This is a genomic window from Dyadobacter alkalitolerans DSM 23607 (assembly GCF_000428845.1).
GTDB lineage: Bacteria > Bacteroidota > Bacteroidia > Cytophagales > Spirosomataceae > Dyadobacter > Dyadobacter alkalitolerans.
The window spans coordinates 36386-54408 of sequence record NZ_AUAS01000012.1; the positions used below are offsets into that span (position 1 = coordinate 36386).

At 48.9% G+C, this 18023-nt stretch carries 12 protein-coding genes and 1 pseudogene; 7 read left to right on the plus strand and 6 right to left on the minus strand.

What is annotated here, in order from left to right; genetic code table 11:
• Positions 1-337: 337 nt before the first annotated feature.
• Together G395_RS0119275 and G395_RS0119280 are read left to right on the plus strand one after the other, a co-directional pair.
• Positions 338-1177, plus strand: a pseudogene (locus G395_RS0119275) (ABC transporter ATP-binding protein); the annotation flags it as partial.
• Between the two features lie 10 nt (positions 1178-1187).
• Entirely contained in the window at positions 1188-4823 is a 3636-nt protein-coding gene (locus tag G395_RS0119280; protein ID WP_026631562.1) for an ABC transporter permease/M1 family aminopeptidase, read from the plus strand.
• A 20-nt stretch (positions 4824-4843) separates the two neighbouring features.
• Here the strand turns inward: G395_RS0119280 and G395_RS0119285 are convergent, their stop codons facing one another.
• The 4 genes from G395_RS0119285 to G395_RS0119300 form a co-directional block, all read right to left on the minus strand.
• Positions 4844-5527 carry a DUF2490 domain-containing protein gene (locus G395_RS0119285; protein ID WP_084439730.1) on the minus strand — a complete coding sequence of 228 codons (684 nt, stop codon included), beginning with the start codon at positions 5525-5527 and terminating at the stop codon, positions 4844-4846.
• Positions 5527-6117, minus strand: a complete 591-nt coding sequence (locus G395_RS0119290) for a hypothetical protein (RefSeq protein ID WP_157486745.1) — start codon at positions 6115-6117, stop codon at positions 5527-5529. The genes G395_RS0119285 and G395_RS0119290 overlap by 1 nt, the downstream gene beginning before the upstream one ends.
• Positions 6118-6199: 82 nt before the next feature.
• Positions 6200-7513: an MFS transporter gene (locus G395_RS0119295; RefSeq protein ID WP_026631565.1), complete on the minus strand. Its 1314-nt coding sequence runs from the start codon at positions 7511-7513 to the stop codon at positions 6200-6202.
• A gap of 83 nt (positions 7514-7596) precedes the next feature.
• The gene (locus G395_RS0119300; RefSeq protein ID WP_026631566.1) at positions 7597-8061 is read right to left on the minus strand and encodes a hypothetical protein; all 465 of its coding nucleotides are present in this window, start codon (positions 8059-8061) and stop codon (positions 7597-7599) included.
• Positions 8062-8221: 160 nt separating this feature from the next.
• Here G395_RS0119300 and G395_RS0119305 point away from each other — a divergent pair, with 160 nt between their 5' ends.
• Together G395_RS0119305 and G395_RS0119310 are read left to right on the plus strand one after the other, a co-directional pair.
• Positions 8222-9853, plus strand: coding sequence for a T9SS type A sorting domain-containing protein (locus tag G395_RS0119305; RefSeq protein WP_026631567.1), 1632 nt, complete (start codon positions 8222-8224; stop codon positions 9851-9853).
• Between the two features lie 11 nt (positions 9854-9864).
• Positions 9865-11880 carry a thioredoxin domain-containing protein gene (locus tag G395_RS0119310; protein WP_026631568.1) on the plus strand — a complete coding sequence of 672 codons (2016 nt, stop codon included), beginning with the start codon at positions 9865-9867 and terminating at the stop codon, positions 11878-11880.
• A gap of 24 nt (positions 11881-11904) precedes the next feature.
• On the opposite strand, the gene G395_RS0119315 is transcribed toward G395_RS0119310, so the two are convergent.
• Positions 11905-12426: a DinB family protein gene (locus G395_RS0119315; RefSeq protein WP_026631569.1), complete on the minus strand. Its 522-nt coding sequence runs from the start codon at positions 12424-12426 to the stop codon at positions 11905-11907.
• 144 nt (positions 12427-12570) lie between these two features.
• On the opposite strand from G395_RS0119315, the gene G395_RS29810 reads away from it, so the two are divergent.
• The 3 genes from G395_RS29810 (at position 12571) to G395_RS0119330 (ending at position 15747) form a co-directional block, all read left to right on the plus strand.
• Positions 12571-13122, plus strand: coding sequence for a hypothetical protein (locus G395_RS29810; protein ID WP_157486746.1), 552 nt, complete (start codon positions 12571-12573; stop codon positions 13120-13122).
• A gap of 142 nt (positions 13123-13264) precedes the next feature.
• Entirely contained in the window at positions 13265-14188 is a 924-nt protein-coding gene (locus G395_RS0119325; protein ID WP_157486751.1) for a hypothetical protein, read from the plus strand.
• Positions 14189-14190: 2 nt separating this feature from the next.
• On the plus strand, positions 14191-15747 hold the full coding sequence (locus tag G395_RS0119330) for a phosphatase PAP2 family protein (protein ID WP_026631571.1): 1557 nt from the start codon (positions 14191-14193) through the stop codon (positions 15745-15747).
• Between the two features lie 79 nt (positions 15748-15826).
• Here G395_RS0119330 and G395_RS0119335 read toward each other — a convergent pair whose 3' ends face one another.
• Positions 15827-17989 (minus strand): xanthine dehydrogenase family protein molybdopterin-binding subunit, encoded by a 2163-nt coding sequence (locus tag G395_RS0119335; protein WP_026631572.1) that lies wholly within the window; start codon positions 17987-17989, stop codon positions 15827-15829.
• Positions 17990-18023 lie beyond the last annotated feature (34 nt).

Below are 18023 nucleotides of genomic sequence, written 5' to 3' on the forward strand. Positions count from 1 at the left end.
CATCATCACGCCTTCCGATACATTTTAAATGAGATATCCGCCTGTGAATGAGCAAGATTAAGCTACACAGATAGCGCGCGGGCTGGTCTGGGTTTATTTTTCCAATATTTTGGAATTCTGCATCTGTTCAATTTACTTTGAAACACAAAGTACTTTATATAGTTCCATACATACAGTCCATTACGTTTGAATATGCTTTCAAGGTTTACATTACTGCTTCTGAGTTTGTCCTATACCCCGACTCAGCAAATCATAAAAAATTGAAATCATGAAACTGGAAATCAGTGGCTTATCAAAGTCATACCGGAATGACAGCTCCGGCGGAACTGTGCAGGCATTAGCCAACATCAGCCTTACTATTCCCAGCGGCATGTACGGTTTGCTAGGACCGAACGGAGCTGGAAAATCGACACTGATGCGCATTTTGGCCACATTACAGGAACCCGATTCAGGCAGCATCAGACTTGGCGATATGGATGTGATCGCTCAGAAAGAGGAGGTGCGCAGGACACTGGGTTATCTCCCACAGGAATTCGGGGTTTATCCCAAAGCAAGAGCCGAAGAATTGCTCGAATATTTCGCCGTACTGAAAGGTTTTTCAAACCGCAATTCCAGAAAAGAGATCGTGGAAGCACTGTTACGCAAAACGAACCTGTGGGATGTGCGCAAGCAGCGGCTGGGCGGCTACTCGGGCGGAATGCGCCAACGCTTCGGTGTGGCTGTGGCGCTGCTGGGTAATCCTAAGCTCCTGATCGTTGATGAGCCGACGGCCGGCCTGGACCCTGCCGAACGCGTCAGGTTTCTGAACCTGCTCAGTGAGCTTGGGGAAAACAGTGTCGTGATCCTTTCCACGCATATTGTTGAGGACGTTTCCGAGCTCTGCACCAATATGGCCATCATCATCAAAGGAAAAATACTGCTCGAAGCCCAGCCGCTGCAAGCCGTATCGATGCTGAAAGGAAAGATCTGGCGAAAACTGATTGAGAAAAACCAGCTGGCCGATCTGGCGAGAGATTACCGGATCATTTCCACAAAGCTGCTCAGCGGGCGTACAATGGTACACGTGCACAGCGAGCTGGCTGTCGGCAGTGGTTTCGAGCTGGTTGAGCCCAGTCTCGAAGATGTGTATTTTACTACCATGGCCGGAAACGATCATTTTAGCTCATACCAGAAATAAACATTCAGCCATGCAGTTTTTTGAGATCTTTCGCTTCGAATTTGTCTATCAGGCGCGCCGGCCCTGGCTATGGGTTTTTGCTGTGGTTGTAATGGTCCTATCGTTTCTAATGACGCGGGACGGATCGGTATCGGAGGTGCTTTATGCAGATTTTTTTCTCAATTCTCCATTTTCCATTGCCCTAACCACGGTCTTTGGCAGCTTGATATGGCTGGTAATTGCTGCTTCTGTCGCCGGAGAAGCCGCCGCCCGGGATGTGGCCGTGCGGATGTATCCGCTCATTTATACTTCTCCGGTCAGTAAGGCCCATTATTTGGGAGGACGCTTCTTTGCTGCACTGCTGCTGAATGCTTGTATCCTGCTTTTTGTGCAGGCTGGCATTCTGCTGGGTGTTTACCTGCCGGGCGTAGATCCCGAGCTGATCGGACCCTTCCGGCCGGCCGCATTCCTGACAGCCTATATGTTCATTTCAATGCCCAATGCATTTGCGGCAACAGCAATCCAGTTTTGGCTGGCCGCCAGAAGCGGCCGGGTGATGGCTGGCTATCTGGGAAGCTTTTTCCTGATTTTTATGGGCTTTTTTGTGGCTTCGCTGCTGCTTTTCAAAAGTAGTTCCGGAACGCTGCTGGACCCGATCGGTATTCGTTTCCTGGTGGAAGACATTGCCCGTTTGTGGACGCCGATCCAAAAAAACACCCGCCTGCTCACCATGGAAGGCGCCTTACTTGCCAACAGACTTCTCTGGCTCGGCGTCGGTATGCTGGTTGCTTTGCTGGCATTTTTCACCTTTCACTTTAAGCACCGAACCGGCCGTAGTACGGCCAGCCGTTTCAAAGCATTCAATACAGGGCCCGCGTTTAACACCGATCCAGCCAGTTTCCGGGCAACCAGATTAGTCCAGGATTTGCCGCCAGGTTTTGGATTTGCGTTTCACAGCCGGCAAACATTTGCCATTGGCTGCTCATCCTTTCAATCCATTGCCAGCAGCTGGGCAGGTCTTACCATGCTGATATTCATACCATTGCTGGCCATTTTGGTTATTACGGATCAGATGGGGGCAATGGGAACGCCGATTTTACCTACCACTTCGCGCGTGGCTGTGGAATTGACCGGCTCCATGTCCGATGAGCTCAACCGATGGGTCATTGTGCCGTTTCTGATCATCTTTTTTGCCGGAGAGCTGGTCTGGCGCGAGCGTGACGCGCGAATCAACGAACTAACCGACACCATGCCGGGCTCGGAATGGCCACTGTTCCTGGGTAAATTCCTGGCGATGGCGCTGCTGCTCGGATTATTTATGGCTGCCCTTACTGCTGCCGGTCTGCTTTCCCAGCTATTGATGGGTTACTATGATTTCCAGATCGGGTTGTATCTGAAAATCATGTTTGGATTCCAGCTCACCGAGTATCTGCTTTTCGCACTTTTGGCCCTGGCTGTGCATGTCATTGTAGATCACAAATACATCGGGCACCTGGTGGCGATCCTGTGCTTTGTATTTATAGCGCTGCTGGCGGCAATGTTTGGCATCGAACATAACCTGCTTATCTACGGAGCCGGACCCAGGTGGTCTCATACGGAAATGGCCGGGTTTGGCAGTTCCGTCGGGCCGTGGCTATGGTTTAAGCTTTACTGGACGGCGTGGGCGGTGCTGCTGGCGGTTGCGGCGAAATTATTTTGGGTAAGGGGTTTAAGCAAAAAATCGTCAGCCAGGCTTTGGATTGCGCGTTTCCGACTTACCAGCGCAACCATTCTTACAGCAGGTTCAGCCGTCACGCTTATCCTGACTACCGGAGGTTTTATTTTTTATAATACCAATATTTTAAACAAATACCGGACGTCCTCCGATGTAAAGCAGCTGCAAGCCGACTATGAAAAACTCTACGGCCGCTACGCAGCAGCGCCCCAACCCACCCTGACGGCCACCCAGCTACAAGTTGAATTCTACCCGGACCAGCGAATCATTACCATTCAAGGCACCTATACATTGATCAATACTCATCAACAGGCAATCGACTTGATCCATATCGCTACTGCCACAGGGGCAGTTGAAACGGCAAACCTGCGTTTTGACCAAAAAGCAAAGCCGGTTATTGAAGACAATGCGCACGGTTACCGCATTTATGTATTGGAAAAACCACTTGCAGCCGGAGATACCATGCAAATGAAGTTCAACCTGCGGATTTCCCGCCAAGGCTTCGGCAACTCGGGCAATGACCCGGCTTTGCAGGAAAATGTCAGCTATTTTACCAGCGAGCACTTATTCCCGTTCATCGGCTACCGGCGGCATCGCGAGCTCATCGGCAGCGCAGACCGCCGAAAGTACGGGCTTGAAGCCCGGCCGGTCATTGCCTCATTGTATGCCCACGAAGGCCAGGCGCCCGGATCGCGCGGCGGGGGCGTTGCTTTTGATGCAGTAGTAGGAACGCACAAGGGCCAGGTAGCCGTGGCGCCTGGGGCATTGCGCCGAAGCTGGGCCCGCGGCAACCGAAGCTACTTTCATTACAGAACCGATGCACCCATAGGCAGCGAGTGGGCTTTTTTCTCTGCCAATTTTGCCATTCATAAATCGCGCTTGCCGGATACAGCCCAGCTTGGACGCGATATCGACATTCGCATCTATCATCACCCCGCGCATACGGAGCATGTAAAGCGCGTGGCGCAAAGTGCGCAGGCTTCACTGAAGTATTACATCAGCCAATTCGGTCCTTGTCCATACAATCACCTGACGCTCGTGGAACATCCCGGCGCGCGTGGGATTGGCGGCCACGCTGAGGCAAGCCTGATCTCTTACGGTCAGGGTTTTGCGTACTGGCTTGCCAAAGATGGAAATAATGGTCTTGATTTTCCATACTTTGTCATTGCCCACGAGGTGGCCCATCAATGGACGCTGCCCTATGCGGTAGTGGAAGGGTTATCGTTTCTCAGCGAAGGACTGGCGACTTACTCTGCATTGCAGGCCGTGAAGGCCGCACGTGGCGGTCAGTCATTGCGCCAGCTTTTGCAGCAACTCCGAGAGCACCATCCGCACGCGCCGATACGCCGCGGCGAGCCCTTGCTTCGGGCACTGGATCCGTATCTGGGTTACAGGCGGGGACCTTTCGCCATGTACGCGTTAAGCGAGTACATGGGCGCTGATAAAGTAAACGGTGCGCTTAGAGATTTGATTAAAAAACATGATGCACCCTCCGCACCGCTCGCTACCACGCTGGATCTGTATCGAGAGCTGAAAGCCGTTACGCCGGACTCTTTAAAATATCTTTTGCACGATTTGTTTGAGGTTAATACATATTGGGAATTCAAAACAGAGCGGGCTGTGGCAAAACAGACCAATGCTGGCGCCTGGGATGTCGTACTAACCTTTCAGGCGCGTAAAACGGTTTATGACAGCGCAGGTGTGGTGACCGAGCCAAAAATCGACGACTGGGTGCAGGTTGGTGTTTTTGCAGTTGGCGGCCAAGGTGACGGACTAACCAAACCGATCCAGGTTCAAATGCACCGCATCCGCTCCGGCAGGCAAACAATAACGCTTAACGTACCGCATAAGCCAGTCCGGGCGGGCCTGGATCCCTATCATTTGCTTGACTGGGAGCAGGGCTATGGCGATAATGTTCAGGAAATATCCTCAGCGCAGCCGGCCCTTCCTTAGCTAATTGAGCTCTTTAAGGCTTAAATACTAACAAACCATCCGATTGTAAGCCAGAACTGCTGGGCTTTTGAAGGATTGTCGAATTCATTGACACGGTACTCGACTCCGAGCTCTATTTTGTTGTTGTCGGTAGCATTGTACCCCAAAGCAAGTAATCCGCGAATTTCAAGATCCGCATCGCCGTCTGACCATATGCCCAGATACTCGTTGTTGACTTTGCTGTAAAATTCACGGGGGTCGATCTGCCGGCCGCTTAATGGCAATTCCAGCCCCAGCCGATACCGCGCCCGAAACTCAGGAGATTCCGATGGACTGAATGTTTCATCGGTCACGACCCGGTGCGCCAGGCTGATTACTTCCAGATTTTGAACATTACTGAATTGCTGAATGAGGCGGTGAGTGAATTCCTTGCCATCCCACCTGACCAGATAGCCCGCTCCCAGGGTGTTGTCTGCAGAGATTTTCCTGGTGACTACCGTACTTAAATCGGTTCTTTCATATCGCAGCCGGCGGCTGAGGGCGGTTTCAGGCTCTCTTTCGAAGAATATCTGTCTTGCTTCCAGCTTTGTATTCAGCTTCCAGCCGGGTGCAAGTTTTATATTCACATTAATTTGCGGAAGCGTGCCGGTCCTGAAATTGCGTTGACCCAATACGGCCAAAGGCAACATCACCAGGAAAAGACAGTTAAGAGCGTATCTGTACATTAATAGATCAGATTATCCGTGTTACGCTGAACGATCTGATGAATGCTCACAATCGCTCCGTTTTCTTCGGCCAGCACTTCAAAATAACTTTCCAGTTTATCCCTGGTCCCTTTCAATACAAGCTCATATCTGGTCTGTACGCCCTTTGCAGCCATGTTTTCAAGCAGGGATTTTTTCAATGCGGCCACTGGCCCGTTCCAGTGAAGCTGTGTTTTCACGATCTTATAACGTGAAAATTCCTTGCGCAGATTATCCGTTAATGTGGCCCGGCTGCCTCCCTCCATGGCATCTATACCCGACACGATTTCGACGTCCCGGATATTTCCTGATTCATCGAATTCAATGCTATACCGCTTTTTTGAATGTTTCAGTTTCGCTTCAATGGAATTTCCAGTCAGGCTTTCTTCCCTATACCAATGAATTTTTGATTTTGTAAAAACCGAATTGACGAAGTCAGCCGCTGGTTGCGGAACCGCGTCGGGTTTAATGCTGAATTCGCGCTCATACTTTTTCTGTGCTGAGCACGGATTCCATAGCACCCCGGCCATCAGCACAAAAATGAGATTTATGAAGGATTGTTTACTTTTCACCAGCGCATTCGTTTAACATTATTTACTTATGCTTTAATAGTAACGTAAGCCTGAGCGAAAAAAGGTTCTGCAAACATTCTAATTACCGCTCTTGATCCTGGATCTGGTAATGATAGGCTTTTTTGGATGGGATGCGGGAAAGCAGGATCAGTCCGAAAACGAAAATCACTAAAAGGGCCAGAATGCTGTTTCGCATGCTTCCCGTCAGGTACTCGACCGTACCGTAGATGAATGTGCCTACGACGATGGCGAGCTTTTCGGTTACGTCATAAAAACTGAAATAAGAGGCTGTATCAGTGATATTTTCGGGGATCAGCTTGGAGTAGGTCGAGCGGGAAAGCGATTGTATTCCACCCATCACCATGCCGACAGCGCAGGCGACAAAATAGAATTCCATGGCCTCAGTGGTGTAATAGGCCCCTGTACAGATTCCGATCCAGATAGAAACGCCAACCATCAGAGCGAAAATATTGCCGATTTTTCCTGAGAGCCAGGCGAATGCAAATGAGCCGATGATGCCCACGATCTGAATTAGCAGAACCGTGACGATCAGGCTTTGCGATGGCAGTTTCAGCTCGGTTGCCCCAAAGATCGTTGCCACATACATAACTGTTCGCAGACCCATGGTGTAAATGAAAAATGCGCTGAGAAATTTTGCCAGAAAGGGCTGTTGACCCAAATTGAAATAAACCTTTTTAAGCTCTGCAAAGCCATTGAAAATCCAGTTTCCCGGCTTTTGCTTTGCGGCTTTATTAGCGGGTAAATATTTGAAGGGGATCTGGGCAAAAAGTATCCACCAAAGCCCGACGGTAAAAAAAGAAATCCGGGCAGGAAGCGCTTTATCGGTAATGCCGTAAAATCCGGGCGCTAAGATCATGCTCAGATTAAACAACAACAGCAGCACGCTTCCCAGGTAACCCAGAGAAAAGCCCCGGGCACTATATGCATCAAAGCGGTCTTCGGTGGCTATTTCGGGCAGGTAGGAATCGTAAAAAACAATGCTTCCACTCCACCCGATCAGACTCAGGGCAAACAGGATGACGGAAGGCATCAGGGTGTCTTTGGTAAAAAAATAAAGCAGCATACAGCTGACAGCGCCCAGGTAGCAGAAGAACTTCATGAATTTTTTCTTCTTGCCACTATAATCGGCGACAGCGGTGCATAAGGGGATCAGAAGCGCAGTGATAAGAAAAGAAGCCGAAACTGTGTAGGTGAACAGCACCGAACTTTTGATTTGAAACCCAAAAAAATCAGTGAAAAGGTTTCCCGAAGCCTTTAAGGCAGTGGCGCTGAAATAAACGGGGAAAATGCTTGATACGATAACAAGGGCGTGAACTGAATTAGCCCAGTCGTACATATACCAGGCGTTTATAATTTTTGGGTCGTTCTTTTTCATTCAGGGTTGAATTTGGCACAAAATAATAAAAGCGGCAGATTTAACCGGCCGCTTTTACTGAATTATACCAAAAAGTGAATTGTTTACTTGATCACAGGCTCAAAAACCATGATCGTTTCCTGCTCAACTTTGTCAACAGGCATTTTGCTTTTCAACTTCAATTTGCTGTTTGAAATTTCCACCACACCGAATTCGCCTGAAAATCCGGAAATCTTAATGTCAAGCATTTTATCATCATTTTTCAAATACCACGTCCCGCCGTTGATAACCTGCTTTGAGCCTTGGTCAATGGCTTTGGTAACATTGTTTTGAAGGAATTGAATGTCCATAACTTCCTTAATGGCGCGCGTCTGCGTGTTCAAAAGGTTCAACGGGATGGTTTTACCGTTCAGGTCAGTTACGTCCGACATCCGCCATGGATAGTTGATCAGAATCTTGTCCTTTTCAGATAGCTGCGGGTTTGGATCCGGGTTCTCTTTTTTGTCTTTATCACAAGCCACCAGAAATAGGGCCAGAAAAAGAGGGGCAATAAGCAGTAATCGTCTCATATCAGTTTTATATTTTATGTTCCAGGCAATTTCTTTTCTTACTTTGTCATTACTATGTTGAAGTCTGCGCCTTTCACGGAAAGCGTTTCGCGGAAATCGTTTCCCGGAAAAAATCAAATTCCAATGTTGCAAAAGTAACGAATTTGTCTGGTCAATTCTTATGATCCATTTTACCAATATGTATGTGAGGGTTTTTTACACCACTTTATTTTATTGTTTGGCCCAAGCTGTTCCCGTTTTAGCGCAGGATTGCCAGCCCGCTTATATACTAAATCCGGTCAAGGCCAATAACACGATCGAATGGCAAAAAATCCCTGAATTCACCCTGCCTTTTACGATCGTTTACAATGCAACGCGGTTTGGCGATACGCAGTCGCAGCCGCTCAAACACGGATTTAGCCATCTTGCCACATTCAGCGGATCGGAGCTGGCAACATTGCCTGTTGCCAAGCGCGCATTGATCTGGTATGGCGTTGCCACATCGAGCGGCAACCAGCCCTGGGCAGATAATGCCCTGCGCAGCCCATGGGGAAACGATACGGCTGCTTACCGCAGTTTTTGGGACAACTATGCCGAAACAGCCAAAGGGAGTGATATCATTTGTATGGACATCGAGCGCATGCAGCGCGAAGACCGCGACATTCTCGCGTTAAAATCCAATAGCCAGATCCCGCAGCATTACCGAGACTTGTCGGATACAGACTTCCTGGCAACCTATAAAAAAGATATGCGCTGGTGGTATACCGAAGCTGCCAAAAGGCTCAGGGCCAAGGGTGTGACCGCTCCGCTGAGCAGTTACAGTGATGTTCCCGTGCGAAATACCTGGCTGAACATTACCTCCAACAGCTGGCAGGACTGGACCACCAACCCGGCGCGGACACATTATCTGGTGCAGGACAATGCAGGCAAAATCGGCGGCAGCTTTTACGATGCGCAGCAGTTTTTGACGCCTTCGCCTTACTATTACTATGGCTACGATAACCCGATCGGCAAGGATTACCTGTCCTATCTGCTCTTTAACATTGAGGCCAACCGCGCTTGGAGCGACAAACCCATCATTCCGTTTGTATGGATGCGCATTCATGACAGTTATGATCCCAACACACCGCTGATTGCGCCATTTGTGGCAGAAGCAACGGCTATTCTCCCATTTTTCTCGGGAGCAAAGGGCTTGTGGCTTTGGGAGAACCCCGGCTTTCCGGGCAGCCGCCAGGAAAACTACGAGCCTTATGAACGCTTTATTTACGGACTTTACCGGCTGTCGGCTTTCAAGGATATGTTTGAAGGAACTTATGAGCTGGTCATTCCGCAATCGGCGCGCGATCATATGGAGCGGCAAAACCCAATCTGGCGCGGCGTAGTAAAAGGCAACAACATTCTCATCGCTGCCCAGAACCCCTATGCGGCTGATAATGCCGAAACCGAGATTGTGGTTTCGCATCAAAAGTGGCTTAAAAACATTAAGCTGAAAGGAAAAGAAGTCTTTCTATGCAAGTTTGATCTTAATGATACGGTCACTGGCACCGAGCCTATCCTTTCGGATGCTTATGTTTATGCTAATCCCGTCTCATTTGAAATGAATGTTGTTTTGAATGGCATGAATGGTGTTTCCAATGTGGCTTTTTCCCTGCTTAATACCAAAGGTCAGGTTGTGCTCACAAAGGAGCTCAAAGCCGTCGCGGGCGAAACGCGTGAGCGGATCGATTTACCGCGGTTATCTGCTGGCATATATTTTGCCCGCTTTGTCACCGAAAACCGGACCATTACCAAAAAAGTGGTCATTCATCAATAGCACTTACAACTATGAACCGCCTGAGCCAGCAAACCAGCCCTTATTTACTCCAACATGCACATAATCCCGTTGACTGGTATCCCTGGGGCGACGAAGCATTAAGCAAAGCAAAAACAGAAAACAAACCGATCCTGGTCAGCATTGGCTACTCGGCTTGCCACTGGTGCCACGTGATGGAAAGGGAATGTTTTGAAAAAGAGGACATTGCCCAGGTCATGAATGCACATTTCGTATGCATTAAGGTGGACCGCGAGGAGCGTCCCGATGTAGATGCTGTGTATATGGACGCCGTGCAGGCCATGGGCGTGCGGGGCGGGTGGCCACTGAATGTTTTCTTGTTGCCGGATAGTCGGCCGTTTTATGGGGTTACCTATCTTCCACCGCAAAACTGGGTGCAGCTTCTGAAAAGCATCAACAACGCATTTGACAAACATTATGATGAGCTGGCTGGCTCGGCAGAAGGTTTTGTGCAGAACATGCTGATATCGGACACAGAAAAATATGGCCTTATAGCCAGCAGCAATGGTTATGAGACTGCCGAGCTCGATTCAATGTTCGAACATTTGCAGCGGAATTTTGATACAGAAAAGGGCGGAATGGACCGGGCGCCCAAATTCCCTATGCCTTCCATCTACAAGTTTTTGTTGCGCTATTATGATATAAGCCAAAATCCGGAGGCGCTTGCCCATTTGGAATTATCGCTGAACCGCATTGCATTGGGTGGGATATATGATCACGTTGGCGGAGGCTGGGCCAGATACTCCGTTGATGACGAATGGTTTATCCCCCATTTTGAAAAAATGCTTTATGACAATGCGCAGCTGCTCAGCATTTACGCCGAAGCCTATTCACTTACCCAAAATCCACTTTATGCCGACCGCCTTAACAGCACAATCCAATGGTTGCAGACTGAAATGCGAAACGAGCAAGGCGGATTTTATTCGGCACTGGATGCTGATAGTGAAGGTGTAGAAGGCAAGTTTTACATTTGGACAAAAGCAGAGCTGCAACAAACCCTGGGTGAAGACTTTGAATGGTTTGCCAAACTTTATAATGTTTCCGAGCATGGCAACTGGGAAGAGGGCCACAATCATTTGCATTTGACCCGGCCAGTTTTGCAAACGGCAAGCGCTTTGCGGCTAGATGTGGTTGATCTTGAAACAAAATACAATGCTGCTCTTCAAAAACTGGCCGAAAAGCGCGCAGAGCGTATCCGGCCCGGTCTGGATGATAAGACGCTTACTTCCTGGAATGGATTATTGATCAAAGGACTGGCGGATTCTTACCGGGCTTTGGGAGATGAAAACATTCGGGCGCTTGCCGTGTCAGCTGGTGTTTTTATCCGGGACAATATGATAGAGCAAAGCCGGCTTATGCATAGCTACAAAAGCGGCCAGGCCACAGTAACAGGCTTTCTGGAAGATTACGCGGCGGTGATCGAAGCTTACCTGGCTCTTTACCAGATCACATTTGATGAGCAGTGGATCACGCTGACTAAAAACCTGACTGATTATACCATCCAGAACTTTTACGATCAGCAGGAAGGCTTCTTTTATTTCACCGATATTTCCGGAGAAACGCTGATAACCCGTAAAAAAGAGCTTTTTGACAATGTGATCCCGGCCTCCAACTCGATCATGGCGCATAATCTTTATCTGCTTGGAATGATGCTGGATGATGATCAATACAGCAAAATTTCAGATGCCATGCTCTCCAAAATGAGCAAAGTGATGCTTGCTGACGTGCAATGGGTCACTAACTGGGCCGCATTATACTGCATCCGGGCCACACCAACAGCCGAAATCATCATTGCAGGCCCGGAAGCAGACGAAATTCGCAAAGACTTCGACCGCTTCTTCGTCCCCAACAAACTCGTCATGGGAACCACGACCCGCTCCGATCTCCCCCTGCTCCAAAACCGAACCGACATCAACGGAAAAACGGCAATCTACGTATGCTACGACAAAACCTGCCAACTGCCCGTAACGGAAGTTGAATCAGCGCTCGATCAGCTGGCTGGGGTTTGATTTGGGGTTGTAAATTAAATGCTACTAACCCAGCAGCGGATAGTACCGTTCTTCAATCACACGCATGTGGTGGATGGGGTGGCCGATGATGACGAAGCCTAGGGCGAGCGCGGAAATTTCGGATTTGAAAGCAAAGCCGGAGCGGAGCATCATTTCATCATTCATGCTTTTGTAAAGTGAGAGGGTGCTCTGCCTTACCTGATTGAATTCGACCATCAGGTCCTCAATGCTGCGCTGGTGTGCGATGGTGTTTGCTGCCAGAAGCCCCTCGTCGTAGCCCGGCAGGGTGGTTTTGTCGTTTCGGGAAAAACGCATGGCGCGGTAGGCCATAATACGCTCGTTATCAATGATGTGTTGTAAAATATCCTTCACGCTCCATTTTCCTTCGGCGTAAGCCTGGTCTTGAAGGCTGGCTAGTTTTGTAATGTCAGTATAAACTTTGTCAGGTGCATATCGTTCAAATGCTTCGAAAATGCTAATGTCTTCAACCAGATTGATATAGCGGTCAAAAAACTGGGGCATTGGGTTGATCATTGATTTTATCATGGCTGCAATCGCTTTTTTTAAGGCGAAAATATAAGAAAAATCCGCAGGATGCTTTTTACTGCACATTTGATACCATAGTATTTTAAACAACACTTGCAGAATTGCACTTAACTTGATTACATTTGGATATAAATCCTCTTGAAATTGAAAAGACTGTTACCAATCGGATTGTTGGTTCTGTTGCTCTACAACACGTTCGGGCTGACTTTCGCTGTACTTTTCTTTGATAATCATCACCTACAAGCACCCATTTCGTCCTTAAACGATGAAACGGTGGTTGTGAAAATGCATTTGCCGTCACTTCCCTATTCGGGCGATCTGCAAATTACCGATCTGCCTCAGGGTCTTATCCGCCAAAACGACCAGTTTTACAATCCCACTAATGTCCTGCATCAAAACGACACGCTTTACGTCACTTTGACATCCAACCAGGTGGCCAGGGACGATTTTTTCGCATTAGCCAATGCCATGCAGATCCTGACCGATCCCAATGCAAAACTTCCTGAGGATCCGTATAGCAAAGCCATGAAAATGGTGGATCATCTGCTAAAAAACTATGTTTCCAACATTAATGAAATAAGCTTTCAAAACGCATCATTTACCGAACAAGCGCCTTTATCGATGGTCTTGTATTCGAAAAATATCTATTCAGCCAACTTCATTCAGCTAACAAGCCCGCCTCCCGAGCTTAGCTGAATCTTAGCGGATCACTAATCCCCAGCCGCAAGCCTACTATTTCATATATACCATTGCCCGCAAAAACGCTGTGTCTTTTTTGGAGATCGCACCGGCGCGGCATTATTCCTTATTAAAACAAATGCAACATTCTTTACGGAAAATGAAGCAACTGGTCTTGTTGCTTTTTATAATCTTGCTGTGCGTGACAGGAAGAGCATTCGCTCAAATGCCCAACGACGCCATTTACATGTCGAAAAACACGGCTTGCCTGGCTCTTTCTTATGGCCACAGCTCCTGGGATAAATATTGGGAAAACAGCCTCAAACGCCCAAATCTCAACATTGGCACGCACACAACCCAAAACGCAATGGCCATGCTGGCCGTAGGTGTTACCAAAAATCTGAACGTGATCGCAGGCGTGCCTTACGTATGGACCAAGACGAGCGCGGGCAACTTGATGTGGCAAAACGGATTCCAGGACGCCTCCCTTTGGCTTAAATATCGTTTTATCAACAAATCCGGGTTCTCTTTGCATGCCATAGGCGGGGCTTCTATCCCCATAGGCAACTACGTTCCCGACTTTTTGCCTATGTCCATTGGCATCCAGTGCAGGACGGCGACAGCCCGTTTGCTGGCCAGATATTGGAACCGGCCAACAGGCATTTACCTGACTGCATCAGGAAGCTATATTTTTAGAAGTAACATTAAGATTGATCGCGATTCGTACCTGGCTGATGGTAAGTTGCACGGCACTAACCGGGTAAGCGTACCCAATGCTTTTGATGCGTCGGCCAGAATCGGCTACCAGAAAGCTGCCATCCAGGCCGAAGCTTTTGCTGAATATGGCGCCTGCGATGGCGGGGATAACATCCGCCGCAACGACATGCCTTTTCCATCAAATAACATGAAAAGTACTGTGGGCGGGGTTTATGCCAAATTTCAGCCGAAAAATATCGGCGTTAATGCCCGGGCCGCTTACGTTTTGGACGGAGCTAATGTGGGCCAGAGTACATCTTTCTCTGTTGGCGTGCTGTACCAGTTCCGGTATATCAAAGCTGACAAAAACCCAAACATGCATCAATAACAATGAAAGTAAAATATATATCAAATAGCAGACTGCTGATTGCGTGCGGGTTGCTGATCACATTAGGGTTTTCTTCCTGTACCAAAACCATTGATGAGCCTACGGCTTCGGTTAATAACCCTTCCAGTATGGATGCCGATGCAGGCAACTGGAAACCATACGTGCTTACTTCTTCCAGCGAAGTGGAAGTAGCTGAGCCTAAGAATGCTGCGTCGGCCGAGTATAAAGCAGAAATTGAAAAATTAAAAGAGACAACTTCTAAAATCACGCCGCAGCAGCGGGATATCGTTAATTTCTGGGGTGCCGGCGCTGCTTTCCGCTGGAATGAGATTGGCCGTGAGCTGGCTGCCCGCTATAACACCCCGCCGGCATCCAACCAGGACGGCAAATATCCGCTGCCTGACCCGGCTAATCCGCTGGCTGACCCTAAATTTTCATTCGCTAACCCGCCTTACACGGCGCGCGCGCTGGCTTACCTGAGCGTTGCGCAGTATGATGCATTGGTAAGTGCCTGGAATTATAAGTTCAAATACAACCGTAAAGCACCTTCAAAAACAGACGCTTCTGTGCAGGCTATTTTGCCGGTTACCGATCTTCCTTCCTATCCTTCTGAGGATGCGGTCGTCGCCGAAGCCTCGTTTTTGGTTTTGAAAGCCATGTTTCCGGGGGAAGTGCCATTTTTGGAACAGAAACTTGCAGAGCATAAAAACAGCCGTTTATGGGCGGGTATGAATGTGGAAAGTGATATTGCCGCTGGTGCAGAACTTGGAAAAGCGGTAGGCGCCAAAGTTATGGCAAGAGCAAAGACAGACGGTATGGGCACGGCAAACAACCAGGCAGCAACAGCTGAAATGGTCGCTAACGCTAAAAAACTCGGCGTTTCCGAGCCTTGGGTGAGCCAGGAGATGCCTGCGCGCCCGCCCATGCTTCCAACATACGGATTTGTAACGCCTTGGAACTTTGACAAAGAAACTGTTAAAACATTGCGTCCCGGCCCGCCGCCAACCATCGGAAGTGCTGAATATCAGGAAAATATCAATGAGCTTTTGCAAATCGCCAAAAAGCAAACCCGTGAACAGGCGCGCATTGCCAGTTTCTGGTCAGATGGTGTGGGAAGCTATACGCCTCCGGGCCACTGGCACAGAAGAGCTGCTGACCTTTGCCATAAAAATGCGTATAGCGAAGTGCGCACAGCCCGAACGCTGGCGCTTTTGGGCACTACCTTGCAGGATGCAGGGATCTGCTGCTGGGACGTGAAATATTTCTATTACTACCCGCGCCCAAACCAGATGAACAGCAAAATCAAAACATCTGTGGGCTTACCTAACTTCCCGTCTTACACATCCGGACACTCCACCTTCTCGGGCGCCGCGGCTGAATTGCTGGCCTACATTTTCCCGGAAGAAAAAAAGAAAATCGACGAAATGGCACAAGAAGCCTCCGTATCCAGAATGTACGGACTGATCCATTACCGCTTCGACTGCGAAGCAGGTCTGGCATCGGGCCACAAGATCGGCGAATACGCCGTCGTCAGAGCGAAAGCGGACGGGGCGAAGTAACCGTTTTAAATATTAAATAAAATGGCTTCCCGAGTGATCAGGAAGCCATTTATTGTTTATAAATACATTAAAAACCGCATTACCCCAGATTCCCAATATCAAATGGAAGCTTGCGGAGGCGTTTGCCGGTGGCGGCGAAGACGGCGTTGCCCAAGGCCGGGGCGATGGGTGGCAGGCCGGGCTCTCCTACTCCGCCCGGTGCTGCGCCGCTGTCTATGATATGGATGTCGATGGCCGGCATCTCGTTGAGGCGCATGATGTTGTATTGGTGGAAATTGCTTTGGTCGCTGATGCCATTGGTGAATGTGATGCCGTCTTTGATAGCGGCCGTAATGCCCATGACAATGTTGCCTTCGGTTTGCGCTTTCACGTTATCCGGGTTCACATAATGCCCGCAGTCGATGACAGAGACCACTTTATCAATCTTAACTCCCTGGTCTTTCTTGGAAACTGTGATGCAACATGCCGAAATGCTGCTGAAAGAGCTGAATATGGCAAGCCCTTTTCCCGAACCGTCAGGCAATTTTTCTTCCCAATTTGCTTTTTCAGCCAATGTTTGAAGCACTTTCTTAAACCGGTCATCAGCAAGAATCTCCATTCGGGCTTGCAACGGATCTTTTTTGGCCAGATGCGCGAGCTCATCCAAGAAGCATTCCTGCCCCCATCCGAAGTTTGAAGCATAAACAGAACGCCACCAGACTACCGGGATGTCGGTTTTAACATGCGTCCAGCTTACCTTGGAAGCACCGTCGAAGCGATATTTATTGTTCTCTGTGGCCAACTCTCCGCTTAGCCAGGGATCTGCGTCGGTTTCTTTCAATCCACCAAAAACCTGACCGGAAATGGATTCGCCGATGGCGTGATGATGAAAACCAGTAATTTTACCATTTTCTACAAAACCCTGCATATGACTGAGCATTCCCGGCCGGTAAGGGCCTTGCGAAATGTCGTCTTCCCGCGTCCAGACCACCTTAACGGGTTTCTTAACCACTTTTGAAATGTGGCAGGCTTCCAGCACAAAGTCGTGATATGCTTTCCGGCCAAATGCACCTCCCAGCAGCGTAACATTGATTTTAACCTGCTCAGGTTTTACTTTCATATAGCCGCAAACATCTCGCAATGCCCAGTCGGGCCCTTGCACGGGCGCCCAGATTTCGACTGTTCCGTCATCCTTGACATGCGCTATTGCATTTTCAGGCTCTATGGGTGCATGTGCTAAAAACGGCGTTTCGTAGTTGGCTTCGAGCTTGTCCTGAGCAGAAGTGTATTTTGCAGTAAAATCGCCTTTCTCCTCAGCATTAATGCCCTCTTTTTTAGCCGCCTCGTAGGTGGCTGCGAAATAATTGGCTGTGCTTAAAGATTTTTCCAGATCACCATTATCCCATTTTACAACCAACGCCTTTTTGCCTTTCAGAGCGGCCCAGTAATTGGTGGCCACCACAGCTACGGCTTCCGAAGTGCGGTGCGGCATGGTCCTTTCGGTTTTGATAACCTGCAAAACGCCCTTGATCTTTTTCGCTTCCGTATCGTCGATGGAAGCCACTTTACCATGGATCATGGGCGAATGTAGAATGCTGGCATAAACCATTCCCGACACATCCACGTCGATGCCATACACCGCCTTGCCGTTTACGCGCTCGGGCACATCGAGTCTTTTATTGTATTTACCAATGATCTTGAAATCCTTGGATTCTTTGAGCTTGGGATTTTTGGGAATTTCCAGCTTGGAGGCTTCATCGGCCAGCTCACCATAAGTCAGGCTTTTGCCGGTTGCCTTGTGAACGATTGTGGCATCTTCGGCGTGGCATTCCGAAACGGGGACATTCCACCTTTTGGCGGCAGTGGTTGTAAGCATTTCCCTGGCTGCGGCCCCGGCTTTGCGGATCGGAAACCACAGTTCGCGCACCGAACTGCTGCCTCCCGAAGTCTGGCTGCCGTATTTGCCCATTCCGTCGCTTTGCACGATGAGCACTTTTTCCAGGCTTACTTCCAGTTCCTCGGCCAAAAGCGACGGCACGGCTTGCGTTGAGCCCTGGCCCATATCCGGCCTTGGATTAACAAGGGTAATGTTGCCGTTGGTGTCGATGATAATGAAGGGATTGATTTCCAGACGGAGCACAGCGGGCGTTATCTTTTTCAAAGAAGCGTCCGTGGTAAAACCCGAAATGCCTAATGCGAGCCCGAAAGTGGTAATACCCGAACCTTTCAGAAAATCGCGACGTGATGTTTGTATATTTTTCAATGTCTTTAAAGCTAATGTTGACTAAAAGTTGCCT